The following is an 18,439-nucleotide window of genomic DNA, read 5'->3' as shown; positions in this document are numbered from 1 at the left end:
ACTCCTCAATACTTAATGAAATATATGAGGTGAACTTGATGTCATCAATCGTTATTATAGGTAGCCAATGGGGCGACGAAGGAAAGGGTAAAATTACCGACTTTCTAAGTCAAGATGCTGATATGATCGTAAGATATTCTGGCGGAGACAACGCCGGCCATACCATCGTTATTGACAACAAGGAATTTCACTGCCGTTTAATTCCATCTGGAATCTTTTATTCCGATAAACTAAGCATCATCGGAAACGGAGTTGTAGTTAATCCAGAAACCTTAATTTCTGAAATGGACTACTTAGAAGAAAATGGTTTTGATTATTCTGGACTACGTATCTCAAACAGAGCCCAAGTAATCATGCCATACCACATCATGTTTGATAAATTACAAGAAGAACAAAAAGAACATAAATTAGGTACCACCCATAAGGGAATCGGTCCGGCTTATATGGATAAACTAGAACGTATTGGTATTCGTATCGCCGACTTGATTGACGAACATACCTTTGCTGACAAGTTACACCAAGCATTAAACATTAAAAATAACATCCTAGAAAAACTATATGACCAACCTGGTTTTGACTTCGATGAAATATTCACCAAGTACAGCGCATATGCTAAGAAGATTGCACCATTCGTTACTGACACTTCTCTACTAATTAATGAAGCGTTAGATAACGACAAAAAAGTACTATTTGAAGGTGCACAGGGCGCAATGTTAGATATTGACCATGGAACTTATCCATACGTTACTTCATCTAATCCAACCGCCGGAAATGCGGCTACTGGTACAGGAATTGGTCCTAACCGTATCAACTCTGTTGTTGGTGTATGTAAGGCATACACCTCACGTGTTGGTGATGGTCCTTTCCCAACTGAATTATTTGATGAACGTGCTGATCGTATTCGTGAAGTTGCTCATGAATATGGTGTTGTTACTAAGCGTCCTCGCCGTATCGGTTGGTTAGATGCCGTTGTATTACAACACGCCGTTCGTACTTCTGGTATCACCCATCTATCACTTAACTGTTTAGATGTATTATCTGGTTTTGATACCGTTCGTATCTGTACTGGCTACAAATACAATGGTGAATTAATCAAATACTACCCCGCTAACCTAGACTTCTTAGACAAATGCGAACCTGTCTTTGAAGACCTACCTGGTTGGTCAGAAGATATCACAAAGTTCAAAACTGTCGAAGAACTACCCGCAAATGCACAAAATTATCTAAACCGCGTTGCTGAACTAACTGGCGTTGAACTATGCACCTTCGCTGTTGGTCCAGACCGTGAATCTACAAACATTTTGAAAAACGTATGGGAAGATCGTAAATAAAGTGAGGTCATTATAATGAGAACTTTTGATTACCACAATGTTCAACTATTACCTGAAAAATGTATCATTAAGAGCCGTAGCGAAGCTGATACTTCAGTTCAATTCGGCCCACATAAATTCCAATTACCCGTTGTTCCCGCAAACATGGAAACAGTCATGGACGAAAACTTAGCTACTTGGATGGCTCAACATGATTACTTTTATGTAATGCACAGATTCCAACCGGAACAACGTCTAGAATTTGTTCAAAGCATGCACAAGAAAGGTTTATTTGCTTCAATTAGTGTTGGTATCAAAGATGCTGAATACGAATTTATCGACGAATTAAAAGCTGCTAACGCCGTTCCTGAATACACCACTATTGATGTGGCTCATGGTCACTCAGACTTCGTTATCAAGATGATTAAATACATCAAAAAAGAAATCCCAGAAACCTTCCTAATAGTTGGTAACTTAGGTACACCTGACGCTGTTCGTGAAATCGAAAATGCCGGCGCCGATGCTACTAAGATTGGAATTGGACCTGGTAAGGCATGCATCACTAAGTACAAGACTGGTTTCGGTACTGGTGGTTGGCAACTTTCCGCACTTAAATGGTGCTCAAAAGCTGCAACCAAACCAATGATTGCCGATGGCGGTATCCGCACTAACGGTGATCTTGCAAAATCAATTCGTTTCGGTGCTACCATGATGATGATTGGTTCAGTATTTGCTGGCCACGTTGAATCCCCTGGTGAAATCGTCGAAAAGAATGGTAAGAAATTTAAGCAATACTGGGGATCAGCTTCTGCCAAACAAAAAGGTGAACACCACAACGTCGAAGGTCGTCAATTGTTAATCCCATTCAAGGGAAACATTGAAGACACCCTTCTAGAAATGAAAGAAGATCTACAATCATCAATCTCATATGCTGGTGGAAAAGACTTAATGTCACTACGTAAAGTTAACTACGTCCTACTAGACAGCATTGATGAATCATAAGATTATATGTAAAAAGACCAACTCATCCGAGTTGGTCTTTTTTTACTTAAAGTATTTAGCTGTCTTATCCGTTAAATCTGTAATTGAGCTTAGTTTAGCCCTTACCATTGTACGGTTTGGTTCATTCGGTGTACCACTAGCACAGGTAATCAAGGTTAACGTTGGTTTCTTGTACTTCTTAGTGATGTATTGGGTATCGTATTGATCAATCACAGAGACTGAGCTAACTTCATACTTGTATACCCTTTTCCCGTTGGTGATGTAAATAGCATCCCCTTCAACAACCTTGTGTAATGGACCAAACAAAATCTTTTCATTGTTCATGTGGTGTCCTGCAATCGCATAATTACCCTTACCTAGTTGTTGGTTAGGTTTCATAGTACCGACACCAGACAATAATTCTTCGTTATCCAAACCATAGTAAACAGGTAGGTTAATTGAAACAGATGGTATGGAAATTTTTCCAATCATTGTGTGTTTGTGACTAAAAATGGCCTTTGAGATAGATGAAGCACTAACACTTTCAATCTTTGAAAAGTCAAAGTTAGCATTTTTGCCCTTATCTTGTTGAGCGATTTTTCCATTCATTTCACTGTTAGTCAAATGTTGAATAGCTGAATTTTCTATAAATGGTAGGCTGACTAAGAAAATTCCAACCACAAGTAATAACACCCATGTAGCTGTATATAACTTCTTTTTCATGATGATTCCTCACTAGTTATTTTATATTTTTATCGTACCACAAAAAATCCAAATTTCGTTATATAAGTCGCAACCATTACCAATTCTTAAATAAAAAAGACTGGATTTCCAGCCTTTTTTATTTAGTCTTCAATTATCTTTAATTGGCCTCGGAAATCATCTAGTGATGTATATCCTTTAGCCTCCATAATGTCAGTTAATTCTCTTGTTACTCGTTCAAAAGTTCGTAGACCTTCTTCATATAATTGAGTACCAATTGAAACCATTTCTGCACCACACAAGATGTGGGCGAATGCGTCTCGTCCATTGGTAACTCCACCGGTACCGATAATCTTAATGTCGTCGTTTAGACGTTGTCGTAATCCACGGACATTGGCTAAAGCTGTTGGTAATACCATCGATCCTCCGACACCTCCAAAGCCGCCCTTTGGCTTTAATACAACCGTTTCAGAATTGGTATCAACCCACAGACCATTTCCGACAGAGTTGATCGTATTAACGTGACTTAGTGGATACTTGTTCAATACTTCAGCAATCATGTCAAAATGAACTAGGTCAAAGTATGGCGGTAACTTAATCCCTAATGGTTTCTTATAGAAACTAAACACCTCATGCAGTAAATCATCAGCAGCATCAAAGTCATAGGCCATTTGTGGTTTGCCAATCACGTTCGGACAAGATAGGTTTAACTCAGTCAAACCTTGATAGTCGTCGTTATCTTGAAGTTGGTGTAACATTTCTAAATCTTCTTGTTTTGACATCCCCGCCACTGATACAATGATTGGTTTTCTTTGGTCATGATTCTTCAAGTAATTCATGTAGTAATCGAACCCTTGGTTAGGTAATCCCATTGAGTTAATAGAGCCGTTTTCCATACGGTAGTATCGGGGAAGCGGATTTCCAAAACGACTCTTGGGGGTCATACTCTTGGTTACCATGGCGCCTGATACTGATTCGTTCATCAATTCATCTAGTTCCTGCTCTGTTTGACAATGAATTCCTGACGCGTTTAAAAATAGGTTCTTTACTGACATGTTGGCGATTTGTGCTGATAAGTCTACTGACATTTGAATTCCTCCTAAAGTGCGTTGACGGTTAGTGTTTGATCTTCTAGTACTGTTAACAATGATGCAACAGTGTCTAATGCTGTGAACAAAGGCACTGCATTTTCAATCGCTGCAGCCCTGATTTGTGCTTCATCGTCGAAAGTCGCTTCCGTTGAGTCGATAGTGTTAACGACTAGTTTTAGATGTTGCTTATTTAATTCGCTGACCGGGTTATTATCATCGTCTTCTGAGAACTTGTGGATTAAGTCGTTGTCTAAACCATTTTCTTGGAAAAAGCGATGCGTATTTGCAGTTGCTTTAATTTGGAACCCTAATCTTCTGAAACGCTTGGCTAAATCTAATGCTTCTTGCTTATCTTCATCACAGACAGTGAATAAGACATTCCCTGATGTTGGAATCGTAATTCCAGATGCGATGAATGACTTGTACAATGCTTTAGCGTAACTTGTATCTGAACCCATCGCTTCACCTGTGGACTTCATTTCAGGTCCTAACGTGTTATCGACTAGTGGTAGTTTGGAGAAACTAAACACAGGTGATTTCACACTAATACGTTTAGCTGGTGTAACCACCCCTGACCTGTATCCAAGGTCTGATAGTTTTTCCCCTGCCATGACACGGGTGGCTAGGTCAGCCATTGGGACGTGAGCAACCTTTGACATGAATGGAACCGTTCTTGAAGCTCTTGGATTAACTTCGATGACATAGGCCACGTCATCCTTAATAACGAATTGAACGTTCATTAATCCCTTGGTGTTTAATGCCTTGGCCAATTCCACCGCCGCCGTTTCAATTTGGTCTTGGACAGTTTTAGACATGATTTGTGGTGGGTATACCCCCATTGAGTCACCAGAATGAATCCCGGCTCTCTCGATATGTTCAAGAATTCCAGGAATAACAACAGTTTCACTGTCTGATACGACATCAACTTCAGCTTCTGATCCTAATAAGTATTGGTCAATTAGAACGGGATGGTCGTTTGATGCATGAACTGCTTTGGTCATGTAGCGATGTAGCTCATCATCGTCGTGGACGATTTCCATTGCCTTTCCACCTAATACGTATGATGGCCTAATCATGACTGGGTAACCAATTGCATTGGCAATTTTTATGGCTTCATCGATGTTTGTAGCGGTATCACCTTGTGGTTGCGGTAGTTTTAATTGCTTGATAACTTGGTCGAAATCATGACGATCTTCAGCGCGATTAATGTCTTCTACAGTTGTTCCTAATACCTTAACGCCTGCTTCTTGAAGTGGTTCCGCCAGGTTGATGGCAGTTTGACCCCCGAATTGGACGATAACTCCTTCCGGTTTTTCAATATCGATAACATTTAGCACATCTTCAATAGTTAGCGGTTCAAAATATAGCTTGTCTGACATTGAGAAGTCGGTTGAAACCGTTTCTGGATTGGAATTCATGATGATGGATTCATAGCCCAATTGTTGTAGGGTTTGCACACCATGAACTGTAGCGTAATCGAATTCGACTCCTTGACCGATTCTAATTGGACCCGAACCTAGTACTAAGATTGACTTCTTATCAGATACTTCTGATTCACTGTGTTGACCCCACGTGCTGTAGAAATATGGAGTTGCGGCTTTGATTTCACCAGCAGATGTATCTACCATCTTGTAAACTGGTGTGATTTGGTTATCTTTACGAATTTGACGAACTGACTTTTCGTCTGTATTCCAAATTTTAGCAATCCACTCGTCCGAAAAGCCATAACGTTTGGCTATCTTTAACATCGGAAGTGATTGGTCAGTTGCTAACTCTGTTTCAATTTCCACAATGTGTTGAATTTTATCTAAGAAGAAGAGGTTAATCTGGGTTCTGGCATTGATTTGTTCAATGGTAGCCCCTCTCCTGATTAATTCGGCAATCATGAATAGTCGATCGTCGGTTGGTTCTCCAATTGCTTGAAGCATGTCAACAGAATCGACATTTTCATATTGTCCTGGGTCAAAGTAGCGTTGATCGATTTCCAAAGAACGAACTGACTTTAATAAAGACTCTTCGAAATTTCGACCGATTGCCATAACCTCACCAGTAGCCTTCATTTGAGTCCCGAGGTGGTTATCAGCTTGTGGAAATTTATCGAATGGCCAACGTGGAATCTTAGTTACAACATAATCCAAGGCGGGTTCAAACTGAGCTAATGTGATTTGAGTTACCGGATTCTTGATTTCGTTTAAATTAATACCAACGGCAATCTTGGCTGCAATCTTGGCAATTGGATACCCAGTTGCTTTTGAAGCCAGAGCTGATGAACGTGATACACGGGGGTTAACCTCAATGATGTAATACTTCATTGAAGTTGGACTAAGTGCCATTTGAACGTTACATCCCCCTTCAATATGGAGAGCTCTGATAATCTTCAATGCTGCGTCACGTAACATTTCATATTCACGGTCAGATAACGTTTGAACTGGTGCGGCAACGATTGAATCTCCAGTATGAACACCGACTGGATCGACGTTTTCCATTGAGCAGACAATCATTGCATTATCGATTTGGTCTCTCATTACTTCCATTTCGATTTCCTTGTATCCGGCGATTGAACGTTCCACTAGCACTTGGCTGATTGGTGATAGGCGTAATCCATTTTCCATAATTTCTTCGAATTCTGCCATGTTATGCGCGAATCCACCGCCAGTTCCACCCAGCGTGTATGCAGGACGAATGGCTAATGGAAAGCCGATTTCTTCAGCAAAAGCGATTGCGTCTTCCATGTTTTCGACCGTCTTGGATTCAGGAACCGGTTCATCAATTTCTTCCATTAGATTTTTAAAACGAAGTCTATCTTCAGCTTCTTCGATAGCATCTAACTTAGTACCTAATAGTTCGACATTATATTCATCAAGAATGTTGCTGTCAGCTAGTTCTTTAGCCATGTTCAATCCAGTTTGCCCACCCAATGTTGGTAGGATTGCATCAGGTAATTCTTGGCGGATGATTTTACTGATGAATTCCAAGGTGATTGGTTCAACGAAAATCTTATCAGCAATCGTAGTGTCGGTCATGATTGTCGCCGGATTGGAATTAATTAGGATAACTTCGTAACCCTCTTCCTTCAAAGCCAGACAAGCTTGTGATCCTGAGTAGTCAAATTCAGCAGCTTGCCCAATAATGATTGGTCCGGATCCAATTACTAAAATTTTGTTAATGTCAGTTCGTTTTGCCATCTTAAATCCCCGCTTTCTGATTATCTTGCATTGCTTTTACAAAATCGTCAAAGACGTATTCCGCATCGTGTGGTCCAGGTGATGCATCTGGATGATATTGAACCGAGAATGCTGGTCTGTTCTTCAAACGCACTCCTTCAACCGTTCCATCGTTGATTTCTGTTTGAGTAATTTCTAATTCAGTTGATGGAATTGATTCTGCATCCACTGCGTATCCGTGGTTTTGGGAAGTAAAGTAAGTTTGTTTCTTCCCAGCTTCTGCAATTGCGTGGTTGAACCCACGATGGCCAAACTTCATCTTGTAGGTGTTAGCACCATTGGCTAAAGCAAATAGTTGATGTCCCAGACAAATTCCAAGTATTGGTAATTGTTCTTCTAGTTCACGAATTACTGGTAAAACGTATTTTAATTCCTTTGGATCCCCAGGTCCGTTTGATAACAAGATTCCATCAGGATGACTTGCTAAAATTTCTTCTGCTGTGCTGGTTGATGGAAAGACCGTTACGTTTAGATTACGTTGGGCTAGCGAACGTAAGATAGAGTCTTTTAGTCCGAAATCAATTAGTGCAACACGCAATCCAGTGTTAGGTGCTTGATATACGCTGTTAGTGGAGGCACTTTTTGCAGATGTACTTTCTAGTGGCAGATCAAATGCTGATTGAACGGTCTCTGGTTTTAAATCATCTACAATAACAGCTTCCATTGAACCCTCGTCTCTTAATTCTTGGGTTAATGATCTGGTATCGATTTGTGAAATTCCAGGAAGATCCTCTAGTTCAGCATATTGAGTCAGTGTCATGTTGCTACGCCAGTTACCAACCAATCTAGCGATTTCATTTACTACTATAGCTGCAACGGATGGATGCAAACTTTCCATGTCGTCTCTGTTAACCCCATAGTTTCCGATTAATGGGTATGTAAACACTAACATTTGCCCATCATAACTTGCATCGGTCATACTTTCTTGGTAACCAGTCATCCCTGTCGAGAAAACCAATTCACCATGAACTACCTTCTTGGAACCAAATCCAATTCCTTCGTAAGTTGATCCATTCTTTAATACTAAGTACCGTGATTGCATCTATTCCACGCTCCCATCTTGATATGCAATGTCGCCGTCAACTAATGTTAGTCTTGTCTTGCCATATACCTTTTTACCGATGAATGGCGAGTTCTTACCTTTTGAGAAGAAGTCATTAGCATTGATTTCATATTCATCATCTAAATCCATCAAGGTTAAGTCAGCTGGTTGACCCTCTTCTAATCTTCCCGCTGGTAAGTGAAAGATTTCAGCAGGATTCTTACTCATCCATTTAACCAATGTCTTTAAGTCAACCAATCCTGACTTAACAAAGCTGGTGTACATTAAGCTGAATGCTGTTTCAATTCCAACAATTCCAAAAGCCGCGTCTCTCATCGATCCCGATTTTTCCTTTTCGCTGTGTGGAGCGTGGTCAGTTGCTACCATGTCGATTGTGCCGTCCAATAGTCCGGCGATTAGTGCATGTCTATCTTCTAGGCTTCTTAGTGGTGGGTTCATCTTCATCATTGGATTATCACTGTTAATCATTGAATCATCCAATAATAAATGATGTGGTGAAACTTCGGCAGTCACGTTGATTCCACGTTGTTTAGCAATTCTAACAAGTTCCACTGATTCCTTAGTGGAGATATGAGCAACATGGTAGTGCACTCCAGTATCCTTGGCTAATACTAGGTCTCTAGCTAGTTGTGATGATTCTGATAGTGGTGACATCCCTGGCAAGCCAAGTTCGTCAGCCTTGTCACCCGCATTCATCACCCCACCGTTAATTAACGAGTCATCTTCAACATGGGCAACTAGTGGTTTATTTAATTTTTGTGCTTCCTCCATTGCAAGATACATTGTTTCAGCGTTTTGAACCCCATGCCCGTCGTTGGTAAATGCAATGGCACCCATCTTGGCCATTTGTGTAAAGTCAGTTGGCTTGTATGCGATTAACTGTTTTGAGATTGCTGCATATTGGTAGGCATGTACGACACTCTCACGTCGATTTAGACTTAATTGTTCTTGTAACTCGTGTGGTGTATCCACAACTGGTTTAACGTTTGGCATCACACAGACGCTAGTAAATCCACCATGTGCAGCGGCCTTACTTCCGGTCTCTGTAGTTTCCTTGTATGTTAGTCCTGGATCTCTAAAGTGGACGTGAACGTCTACCAGTCCGGGTAATACAGTCGCTTCATTTCCGTCAATCACTTGATTGAACTTTTCTCCTAGGTTGGTTCCGATGGCCTTGATTTTTTTATCTTCAATTAGGATGGATTGTAATTGATTGTCTACATATACGTTTTTAATTAATGTCTTCATAATCGTCCTCCACAATTAAGTCTTTACTCTTTAAGATTGATGTTAGAATAGCCATTCTGGCAAACACCCCGTTTTGCATCTGTCGAAAAATTCTAGATTGGGGTGCTTCCACAAGAGAATCGGCAATTTCAATGTTTCGATTAACAGGTGCTGGATGCATGATAATAGCCTTTTTCTTCATCTTGTTGCCGCGTTCTACGGTTAGTCCAAAGATGTTGGCGTATTCCAAGGCAGTGAAACTTTCACGGGCATCTTCATTTAATCTTTCTAGTTGCACCCTCAGCATCATCATGACATCAACTTTACCGACAATAGTGTCGATGTTGGTGAACTCACCAAATTGGTCAAAATCGCTTGGGTACCATTCATCTGGTCCAGCGAAGTATAACTTTGCGCCAAGTCGTTTTAGAATTTCAGCGTTTGACCTTGCGACTCTTGAGTGAAGTAAGTCTCCGACGATGGCAATCTTTAAGCCCTTAAACTTCTTGAATTCATCGTAGATGGTAAGTAAATCTAACAAGCTCTGTGATGGGTGTTGACCACTACCATCCCCTGCGTTTACCAATGATGTCTGAATTCTTTCATCATCTATTAGTGGTTCATACCATCCTGTCGTCTTATGTCTGATAATTATCCCATCGGTTCCAATTGCTTGTAGCGTTTTGATTGTATCCGGTAGCGTTTCACCTTTTTGCACCGAACTATTCTTTGGATCGATATTAATTGGCGTGATACCTAACTTACGTTCAGCCATTTCAAACGATGTGTGGGTACGCGTACTGTTTTCATAAAACATGTTAGCGAAATATACCGGACGTTTTAGTTGCACAACCTTTCCGTCTCGGTAATCAATGGCTAACTTTAGTAGTTCCATGATTTCGTCATCGTCTAGCTGATTAAGGTCTAAAAAATGTGTTTGCATGTATCCATCCTCCTAAAAAAGCACCCAACTCGATGGAGTGGGTGCTTGGAATGGACTGATTGCGTAATATTCCAATGCACCCTCTCTGGAGTTGCTTAATTGAAACCAAGATAATAAAAAAGGACTTCCCTGACCGTGTCAGAAAAGTCCCTCAATGTCTGTTGTTTACACTGATGGCGTATAATTTCTACGCATAGGCCTTGTCTGACTCTCTGGTCAATACTTAAAGGCGAATCTCTTTTTATGTTGTTTCTAATATATCACAATTATGAAATATAACAAGTCAAATTTTAAAAACATTCTTAAGATTACCAATATCTCAATTATCATGACATTTTGTTTGTATAATGACAGTAAATAAATAACTTTACAATTTGGAAGTGATTAGATGAAACCATCTTTAAGAACAAAATTTACCACAATATTTATATTAAAAATATCTTTAGTGGCGTCCTTAATAATAGTAGGTGCATTATTTGGCCATATATCACAACTGTTTAACCTTTTTTATTCTTCAATATGCGTACCGTTATTATTTCTTATCATAGTAAGAGTCAGAAATGGTGAACAGATGTTAATCATTTCTATAGATATGATTATTTTTGCTCAGCTTGCATGTCTGGGAACATTTAATTTTTTAAGCTTCTTCCATCCCAAAATATCCATTATCGATTATTACATTACATCATCTTTATCATTCGTCATTATTCTTTTATTATGTTTTTCAATCATCATAACCATATTTTATTATCGCCACACTCAAACAATAAATCCTAATCTAAATAGTTTTCGAGCTAAATATTTTTTACCTAAAGTTATTTTAGAAATGCTCAAAAATTCCTTTACGGTTATTTCCATTATATATGGTGGAATTAAAATCATGGATGATAATACTAGCTTTACCAATGCTAATATTATCTTGGCTTTTATTTATTGCATTGAACTACCACTAATTATTTTAACAATCATTTCGTGGTATGAATTAGTAAAAACTGGTGAAGAAATAACCGACAAAAAAAGACGCCCATAAAGGCGTCTTTTTGTAGATATAAATATCGATTGAATAAATCGGCTAAGATCTTAGTACCAACCGTGTTGTAACCAGAATGACTTAGCGTTATCCCATGAACCGTAACGGGCAGCAACATATTGATCAGCAACTTTTTCTTGGTTAGCGGCCGAGTAGTCACCGTGTAGCATAGCAGCACCTAGTTGGTACTTACCATAGTATTGACCGTTTGAAGCAGTGTATGAACCACCAGATTCACGGTTAGCAATCCATTCTTTAGCAGAACTGCTTGATCCAGTGTAGCTTGAGCTTTGTGATTGGCTGTAATTAGTTGTGCTTTGAGTTTGTGCTTGTTGTTGAGGTTGTGCTACTGATTGTTGGTTAGTAGTACTTTGAGTAGTTGTTGCTGAGGCAACAGTCTTTTGATCAGTAGATACAGTTGCACTTGAAGGTAAAGTTATCTTTTCACCTACATAGATTAAATCTGTGTTAACACGGTTGTTAACTGCTCTAAGTGAACTTAATGAAACGTTGTATTTTTGTGATAATCCCCATAGAGTATCACCACTTTGAACAGTCACAGTCTTCTTAACTGATGCTTTAGCTTGTTGTTGTGGTTGTTGTGCAGATGCATTAGCAGTTTGATCTGCGTTGGCATTTGCGCCACCAGCTACAAATAATCCAGCTACTGCGGCAGTAGCAAATAACATTGACTTCATACTATTTAATTTAACGATAATAATTCACTCCTATAAAAATCTATAATTCTGTATTTCTGTATCGTCGAAAGTGTTAATCGATTTGATTAACTGTGATATATACTACATCGTATCCATTACATGCCTATATCATGCACGTTAAAAGATTTGGCTTTTTCGTAACATTGTCGTTACGCTGTAACAATATGACATCAAAAGTAGTATTATGCCCATGGTTGAGCCATTTCGAACGTTACATACATCTTAAATTATTCTAAAATTGTTTCTAATCTGGCCAAAAAAGTGCTAAAAGATTTTGAAAAAATCCTTGCAAACCTAAAATTGATCGAAAATGGGTTAAAAAAAAGGCGTTGAAAGTAAAACTTTCAACGTCTCTTTTTAATACCAGTTATTGGCAACCCAATGTTGTTTGGCGTTCACCCAAGAACCATATCGGTTAGCAACATACTGTTCTGCGACACGTTCTTGATTAGCTGGTGAGTAATCACCGTTAAGGTAACTACTATCTAATTGATATCTACCATAGTAACGACCGTTTTGTGCGGTGTATGAATCGGTAGATTCATGGAAAGAAATCCATGCCTTCGCTTCGGCATTTGCTTTGTTCCATGCTGATTGAGCACTGTATTGTGATTGATTTTGTTTCTTAGAAGTAGAATGATGTTTATTTGACTTAGTCGAGTGTTGCTTTTGAACCTTCTTGTCGTCTTTTGCATCATTATTATTATCTGGAACCACGATTTGATCGCCAGCTAATAAATCATCATCACTATACTTGCCGTTAGCATGCTCTAAAACAGACATGAAAACATTGTACTTATCTGACAAGTTTTCTAGTGTATCGCCAGACTTCACAGTCACTACTGTATTCGCGTTGGTATCTACAGTAGCATTTCGGTAAATAGAAAGTAATCCCGCGAACGAGATTGCGATTACAAGAAATAAAACATGAAATTTATATCTAATAACTGAAACACTCCTATATAAAATTAAAAAATAAAAAATTGCGTTGGTTGTCCTTCAACAACGAATGCATATTCTATCTACTCAATATTACATGAGTGTTACATAGATGTTACATTCATCGTTCGATTTGCAATATAGTAACATAACTGTAACTTATTGAAATATAAATGAACACAATGACTAATAACTCGGCTTTCTTGTTTTAATAATCGTGTACAATATATAGGAAATTTTTGATCAATTTTCGCAAAAAAATTTCGAATTTTTTTCAAAATCACTCAAATATGTTTCATTTAAAGTGATGTGCAACGTAAAAATCGAAAACAAAAAACCTACCATAAATTGCTTTATGATAGGCTTTTTAACTTTTTCTTAATAGCATTAAATTATTCTAAACATTAGTTAATCTTTATTATGTTTAATAGCAATTCCTGTGACTGCACTTAGAATTGAGAATACTGGAGACAAGATACTTAGGAATAGGAATGGAGCAAAGTGACTTGCTGGAACACCTAATGTTGCTGAAATAAATGCTCCGGCAACACCCCATGGAATCAAGTAGTTAATTACGGTACCACCATCTTCAATCGCACGACTTAGTGCAACTGGTGCTAATCCAGCTTGGTGGAAGACCTTCTTAAATGCATTGGCAGGTAGAATTTCTGATAGGAATTGTTCACCAACGAATACGTTTACCCCGATGGCAGTGAAAATTACAGCGATGATTAACTTAGCATCGCTGTTTAGATGCTTAGTAAGTGGTTGCACAACGGCGTCAATGATTCCTAAATGCATCAATAGCCCACCAAAAGCTAAGGCAATCATGATCAATGCTAGCGTACCCATCATTGAACTGATTCCCCCTCTTGATAGAAGAAGGTCAACTGACTTGTTGCCAGTCTTTGATACGAATCCACTAGTGATTAGGTCGTTAATCTTTAGTAGTGAAAGCTTATGATCTTGAATTCCCATTAATCCGATTGAAACGATGATGTTAATGAATAATGTAGGAATTGTTGGAATGTGACTCCATGCACAGATAAGTAGTAGTGCGATTGGAATAATTGCTAAAAATGAAATGTGGAAGTTACTGTTCAATACGTTTACTGTCTTGTCGACGTTTGCTAGGTTGGCTTTACCATCACTGTGGTTTAAGAACACGAAGATGATGAATGAACCAATCATGGCAGGAATTGTTGACCACATCAAATTCTTGATATGAGCAATCAAGTCAGCACCTGATACAGCAGCGGCTAGGTTAACAGTTGCTGATAGTGGTGATGACTTATCACCGAAGACCGCACCTGAGATAACGGCACCGGCAATCATTGCTGGGTTCATCCCCATTGTGATACCGATTCCCATAAAGGCAATCCCTAAAGTAGAGATAACAGTAAACGCACTACCGATGAATGTACCAACTAAGGCACATACTAGAAAGATTGATGGTAAGAACCAATTGATATTAATCAAGTGGAAACCAAAAACCATTAGTGAAGGAATAACCCCTGAGGCGATCCAAACACCAATCAATGAACCAATCAATAGAAAGATAAATAATGGAACAATTCCATTTTTAATTCCAGTAATGAATCCTTCGTCGATGTCATCCCATTTGAAGCCTTTGAAACGACCCCAGAATACCAATAACATAATTCCAGTTAGGATTGGCACTTCTGGTGAAATGCCCAAACCAATAACACCAAATGACATAATAGCCATCATTACTATTAAAATAATAATTCCCTCAGCCAGACTGACTGTCGGTTTCTTTTCTTCTTGCATAATATCTCTCCTCAAAATAATATTAATTTTTCTTATCTAATATATGTAGTGTTTTTAATTATTTTGATATCGGATTAGTCCTCCGCAATTAGCTATTATCATTTTCTCGTCTTCTTTCCATAAAAAAAGTCCCTGTTGTATAAAACAACAGGGACGACTTATTTGTATTTTTTACCGTGGTACCACCCAAATTAGTAACCACACATAGTGGTCACTCACTCTCTAGAAATAACGACTCTAGTTACCGTTCTTGGGTAGACACTATCCAATGTATTTCATCGAGATTAGCCTGATCGGTTCGCAGCAACCACCGACTTCCTGACACCCAGCTAATTCGTTACTTAATTTGGAATAATTGTTTTGCTTTATTTGATTAAATTAAGATTAGCACTACAGATTTAATCCGTCAACTAAAATTTATATTTCTTCAAGTTTACGGTTTAGATAATGCGCCATCTTTTCCTTTGGATATACTCCAGTCACCTTTTCGACTGCCTTACCATTTTTGAATAAAACGATGCTTGGTAGTCCCATCACCTTGTATTGTTTTGCCACGTCTTCATTATTGTCGACGTCCATCTTACCAAAGTGAATGCGGTCCCCGAATTCCTCTTCCATTGCTTCAAGCACTGGATCCATAATCTTACATGGACCACACCATGGTGCCCAAAAGTCGATGACAGTCATTTTGTTATCTGTTTCTTGTGCAAGGTTTTCCCTTGTAATTGTTGTTGCCATTTTATTACCTCTTTGCTTTTCGAATAAAATGAATGATGAAGGTTACGATGAATGTAACCAATACAATTAAACCAAAGTGAAGTGGTTCAATTTCAATATCAATCATTGGGATTGAAAGGATTAGCTTCAAAGCAATCACTGCGATTAAGAAGTATGCCATTGTCTTTAACTCTGGTACCTTCTTCATCACTAACATGATGACTTCGGCGATTCCTCTCATACATAGAATTCCAATTAACCCACCCAATAAAACAATTACTGGATTCTCAGAAATTGCTAGAGCGGCTAGCACGGAATCAACGGAGAAGACAATATCCATAAATTCAATTTGTAATACTGTCATCCAAAAACGCTTACGATTGGATTCGTTGGCAGATTGCTTGAACATGGATTTTTTCTGTTTGTCAGAATGAGCGAAGTGCGCATAGACTAAGTAGAAAAGATATAATCCACCAACAACCTTTAATTCCCAAATATGAATTAGGAATACCCCTAATCCAATAATGATAAATCTAAAGATGTAAGAACCCCAAAGACCATAAAATAATGATTCTTCCTGTTCTTTTTTAGTTGGTAAAACTTGAGCTTGCGTGGCTAGCACCACCGCATTATCAACTGACAGTAAACATTCAATTAGCACTAGGGATAGGATAACAATCCATGCATCCTCAGAAAAAATTACGTTATGCCAGTTATTCAAATCAAAAAACGGACCATATAATTTACTTAATAATGGTATCACCTAAAGTCTCCTCTTCTATTTTTCTACTATTATATAAGATAAATTTTTGAAAATATAGTTTTAACTATTAAATTTTATTATTTACTAATTTGATCATCGTACTTAGATAAATTATATTGTTTGATTAATGCAATTAAGTTCTTTGCGTAGTTAGGATCAGTTGCGTACCCATTCTTTTGAAGCATCTTAGCTTGTTCTTCATAGCTCATCACGTTCTTTTGCTTAATGAAGTTAAGAGCTGTAACAGTACTGTGGTTTTCAACCGCATCATAGACGCTGGGATACTTTCTGAAGGTAGCAGGAATTGAAATCTTCTTCTTGTCACCTTCGCGGACAACCTTAACACCCTTACCTACTGGTGTATCGTTACTTACGTATTCATCAGTGTAGTATTGGATTGATTGTCCCTTGTATGTTCCCTTCACACCGAAGATGTTGTATGCCTTCTTGTATAGTTCTGATTGTCCCCAGTTAGATTCTTGAATAGCTTGGGCAACCACAACACTTGGTAATACAACGTGTTGTTTATTCCATACCTGAACAGCTGGTTTAGCAATTGTTTCAGCAAACTCATGACGTTTCTTTGCTGCTTCTTCTTGTGCTTCTTCAATTCTTTGTTGATCAGATTTTTGAATTTGGTTTTCTCTGATTGTACTGTGAATTTGTTTTGCAACTTCGTATCCACCAAATAACACAATCACAATAACAACTAACCAGACAATTTTCTTAGTTAAACTCATTTTCTTTTTTCTCATCATTTATCCTTCTTCTTTATATCGACAACACGATATTTTATTTCGTCATTCTCATCAACTGAGGCATATAATATGGAAGTTTTTTCTTCATTAAAGTACCCCAGATTAACAACTGATTGCCCATCGATTGTCTCCACATCTTGGAATGCATTCATCATAAACCTTCTTAGATAGCGCATCTTAGCAATCTTTTCAGAAGATGTCTCATTTGCAGCTGTAAGAGTAAACCCCTTATCCAAGTAATACTTGATTAATGAAACTTTATTTAAGTTTTCCATATTAAAAACGCGAGATCTACTCTTATCGTCTCTAATTGAGGTAATGTAACCTTTTTGTTCCCAGTAACGAAGTTGACGTGTTGACACGTCCATCATCTTGCTGACTTCCCCGATTTTAAAAATTAGACGATTAAGGTCTATTTTTTCGGGAAATAATTTCTTTAAGCCCGACATTTCAACGGTTCCTTTCGTGTAATCTACATAATAAATTTACCACAAATTTGGAACCCTTTCATTACTTTAATTGGGTACAGTAAATATTAAACACTAAAAATATAAAGATTACATTAAAATTGGAAAGTTTTAATTAATTTGAAACTACTTTGTTACATTCTTGAAATATTAATCCCTTATCATATGAAATATATTGAGATAGAGAAAAACGAGAGAGATTTTTTATAAGAGAGAGGATTTTGAGAGATGAAAAAACTAATCACTAAATTTGCTATAACCGCTGCCGCGTTTACTTCACTACTATTTGCAGGTGCCGCTGCAAGTAACAGCAACACTGCCCACGCTGATACTAAAGCACAATTCACTTCAGTATATCGTGTTGCTAAGACTAAGCTGGGAGCTCGTTATGTTTACGGTTCCGAAGGTTCACGTACTTTTGATTGTTCTGGCTTCACAAAATACATATACAGTCATAGTCTAGGTGTTAATTTACCTAGAACTGCACAACAACAATACCATTATTCAAAAAAAGTTAGTAAGAAACATCTTAAAAAAGGTGATCTAGTATTTATCGGTTCATCAAAGAATAGCATTTACCACGTTGGTATGTACATCGGTGGCGGTAAGATGATTGACGCTCAAAACCGTGGTGTTATCCGTGAAAGCATCCATGCTCCATGGTGGCACGTAGTTGCTTACGGTCGAGTTGCTTAATTCTATCTCTTAAAATCC

At 38.2% G+C, this 18,439-nt stretch carries 17 protein-coding genes; 4 read left to right on the top strand and 13 right to left on the bottom strand.

Annotation, left to right across the window (positions count from 1 at the left end; genetic code table 11):
• Positions 1-38 precede the first annotated feature (38 nt).
• Both RZ79_RS01070 and RZ79_RS01065 read left to right on the top strand, forming a co-directional pair.
• Positions 39-1,331, top strand: a complete 1,293-nt coding sequence (locus RZ79_RS01070) for an adenylosuccinate synthase (protein ID WP_054449642.1) — start codon at positions 39-41, stop codon at positions 1,329-1,331.
• Positions 1,332-1,346: 15 nt separating this feature from the next.
• Positions 1,347-2,312, top strand: coding sequence for a GMP reductase (locus RZ79_RS01065; protein ID WP_054449641.1), 966 nt, complete (start codon positions 1,347-1,349; stop codon positions 2,310-2,312).
• Positions 2,313-2,354: 42 nt separating this feature from the next.
• On the opposite strand, the gene RZ79_RS01060 is transcribed toward RZ79_RS01065, so the two are convergent.
• The 6 genes from RZ79_RS01060 to RZ79_RS01035 form a co-directional block, all read right to left on the bottom strand.
• Positions 2,355-3,014: a class A sortase gene (locus RZ79_RS01060; protein WP_054449640.1), complete on the bottom strand. Its 660-nt coding sequence runs from the start codon at positions 3,012-3,014 to the stop codon at positions 2,355-2,357.
• Positions 3,015-3,136: 122 nt separating this feature from the next.
• The gene (locus RZ79_RS01055) at positions 3,137-4,081 is read right to left on the bottom strand and encodes a dihydroorotate oxidase (RefSeq protein WP_054449639.1); all 945 of its coding nucleotides are present in this window, start codon (positions 4,079-4,081) and stop codon (positions 3,137-3,139) included.
• An 11-nt stretch (positions 4,082-4,092) separates the two neighbouring features.
• Complete coding sequence (carB, locus tag RZ79_RS01050) at positions 4,093-7,269, bottom strand: carbamoyl-phosphate synthase large subunit (RefSeq protein ID WP_054449638.1); 3,177 nt, start codon at positions 7,267-7,269, stop codon at positions 4,093-4,095.
• A gap of 1 nt (position 7,270) precedes the next feature.
• Positions 7,271-8,350: a carbamoyl phosphate synthase small subunit gene (locus RZ79_RS01045; RefSeq protein WP_054449637.1), complete on the bottom strand. Its 1,080-nt coding sequence runs from the start codon at positions 8,348-8,350 to the stop codon at positions 7,271-7,273.
• The gene (locus tag RZ79_RS01040) at positions 8,351-9,619 is read right to left on the bottom strand and encodes a dihydroorotase (RefSeq protein ID WP_054449636.1); all 1,269 of its coding nucleotides are present in this window, start codon (positions 9,617-9,619) and stop codon (positions 8,351-8,353) included. It abuts the gene before it with no gap.
• On the bottom strand, positions 9,603-10,541 hold the full coding sequence (locus RZ79_RS01035; RefSeq protein ID WP_054449635.1) for an aspartate carbamoyltransferase catalytic subunit: 939 nt from the start codon (positions 10,539-10,541) through the stop codon (positions 9,603-9,605). The genes RZ79_RS01040 and RZ79_RS01035 overlap by 17 nt, the downstream gene beginning before the upstream one ends.
• 388 nt (positions 10,542-10,929) lie before the next feature.
• Here RZ79_RS01035 and RZ79_RS01030 point away from each other — a divergent pair, with 388 nt between their 5' ends.
• Positions 10,930-11,571, top strand: a complete 642-nt coding sequence (locus tag RZ79_RS01030; RefSeq protein WP_054449634.1) for a hypothetical protein — start codon at positions 10,930-10,932, stop codon at positions 11,569-11,571.
• 50 nt (positions 11,572-11,621) lie between these two features.
• Here RZ79_RS01030 and apf (RZ79_RS01025) read toward each other — a convergent pair whose 3' ends face one another.
• The 7 genes from apf (RZ79_RS01025) to RZ79_RS00995 form a co-directional block, all read right to left on the bottom strand.
• Complete coding sequence (gene apf, locus RZ79_RS01025) at positions 11,622-12,269, bottom strand: aggregation-promoting factor (protein ID WP_237756520.1); 648 nt, start codon at positions 12,267-12,269, stop codon at positions 11,622-11,624.
• 378 nt (positions 12,270-12,647) lie between these two features.
• Positions 12,648-13,196 carry an aggregation-promoting factor gene (gene apf, locus RZ79_RS01020; RefSeq protein WP_474857638.1) on the bottom strand — a complete coding sequence of 183 codons (549 nt, stop codon included), beginning with the start codon at positions 13,194-13,196 and terminating at the stop codon, positions 12,648-12,650.
• A gap of 441 nt (positions 13,197-13,637) precedes the next feature.
• A complete protein-coding gene (gene nhaC, locus RZ79_RS01015; RefSeq protein WP_054449633.1) occupies positions 13,638-15,020 on the bottom strand; it encodes a Na+/H+ antiporter NhaC in 1,383 nt (460 codons plus the stop codon).
• Positions 15,021-15,437: 417 nt separating this feature from the next.
• A complete protein-coding gene (trxA, locus tag RZ79_RS01010) occupies positions 15,438-15,758 on the bottom strand; it encodes a thioredoxin (RefSeq protein ID WP_054449632.1) in 321 nt (106 codons plus the stop codon).
• A gap of 4 nt (positions 15,759-15,762) precedes the next feature.
• Positions 15,763-16,497: a TerC family protein gene (locus RZ79_RS01005; RefSeq protein WP_034531009.1), complete on the bottom strand. Its 735-nt coding sequence runs from the start codon at positions 16,495-16,497 to the stop codon at positions 15,763-15,765.
• Between the two features lie 80 nt (positions 16,498-16,577).
• Entirely contained in the window at positions 16,578-17,255 is a 678-nt protein-coding gene (locus RZ79_RS01000) for a glycoside hydrolase family 73 protein (RefSeq protein ID WP_054449631.1), read from the bottom strand.
• The gene (locus tag RZ79_RS00995) at positions 17,255-17,629 is read right to left on the bottom strand and encodes a MerR family transcriptional regulator (RefSeq protein ID WP_162200340.1); all 375 of its coding nucleotides are present in this window, start codon (positions 17,627-17,629) and stop codon (positions 17,255-17,257) included. The genes RZ79_RS01000 and RZ79_RS00995 overlap by 1 nt, the downstream gene beginning before the upstream one ends.
• Positions 17,630-17,953: 324 nt before the next feature.
• On the opposite strand from RZ79_RS00995, the gene RZ79_RS00990 reads away from it, so the two are divergent.
• Positions 17,954-18,421, top strand: a complete 468-nt coding sequence (locus RZ79_RS00990) for a C40 family peptidase (protein WP_054449629.1) — start codon at positions 17,954-17,956, stop codon at positions 18,419-18,421.
• Positions 18,422-18,439 lie beyond the last annotated feature (18 nt).

Origin of the sequence: Apilactobacillus kunkeei DSM 12361 = ATCC 700308, from assembly GCF_001281265.1 — a bacterium.
Lineage (GTDB): Bacteria > Bacillota > Bacilli > Lactobacillales > Lactobacillaceae > Apilactobacillus > Apilactobacillus kunkeei.
The sequence above is the reverse complement of the archived record's forward strand: the minus strand, read 5'-3'. Positions and strand labels throughout refer to the sequence as shown.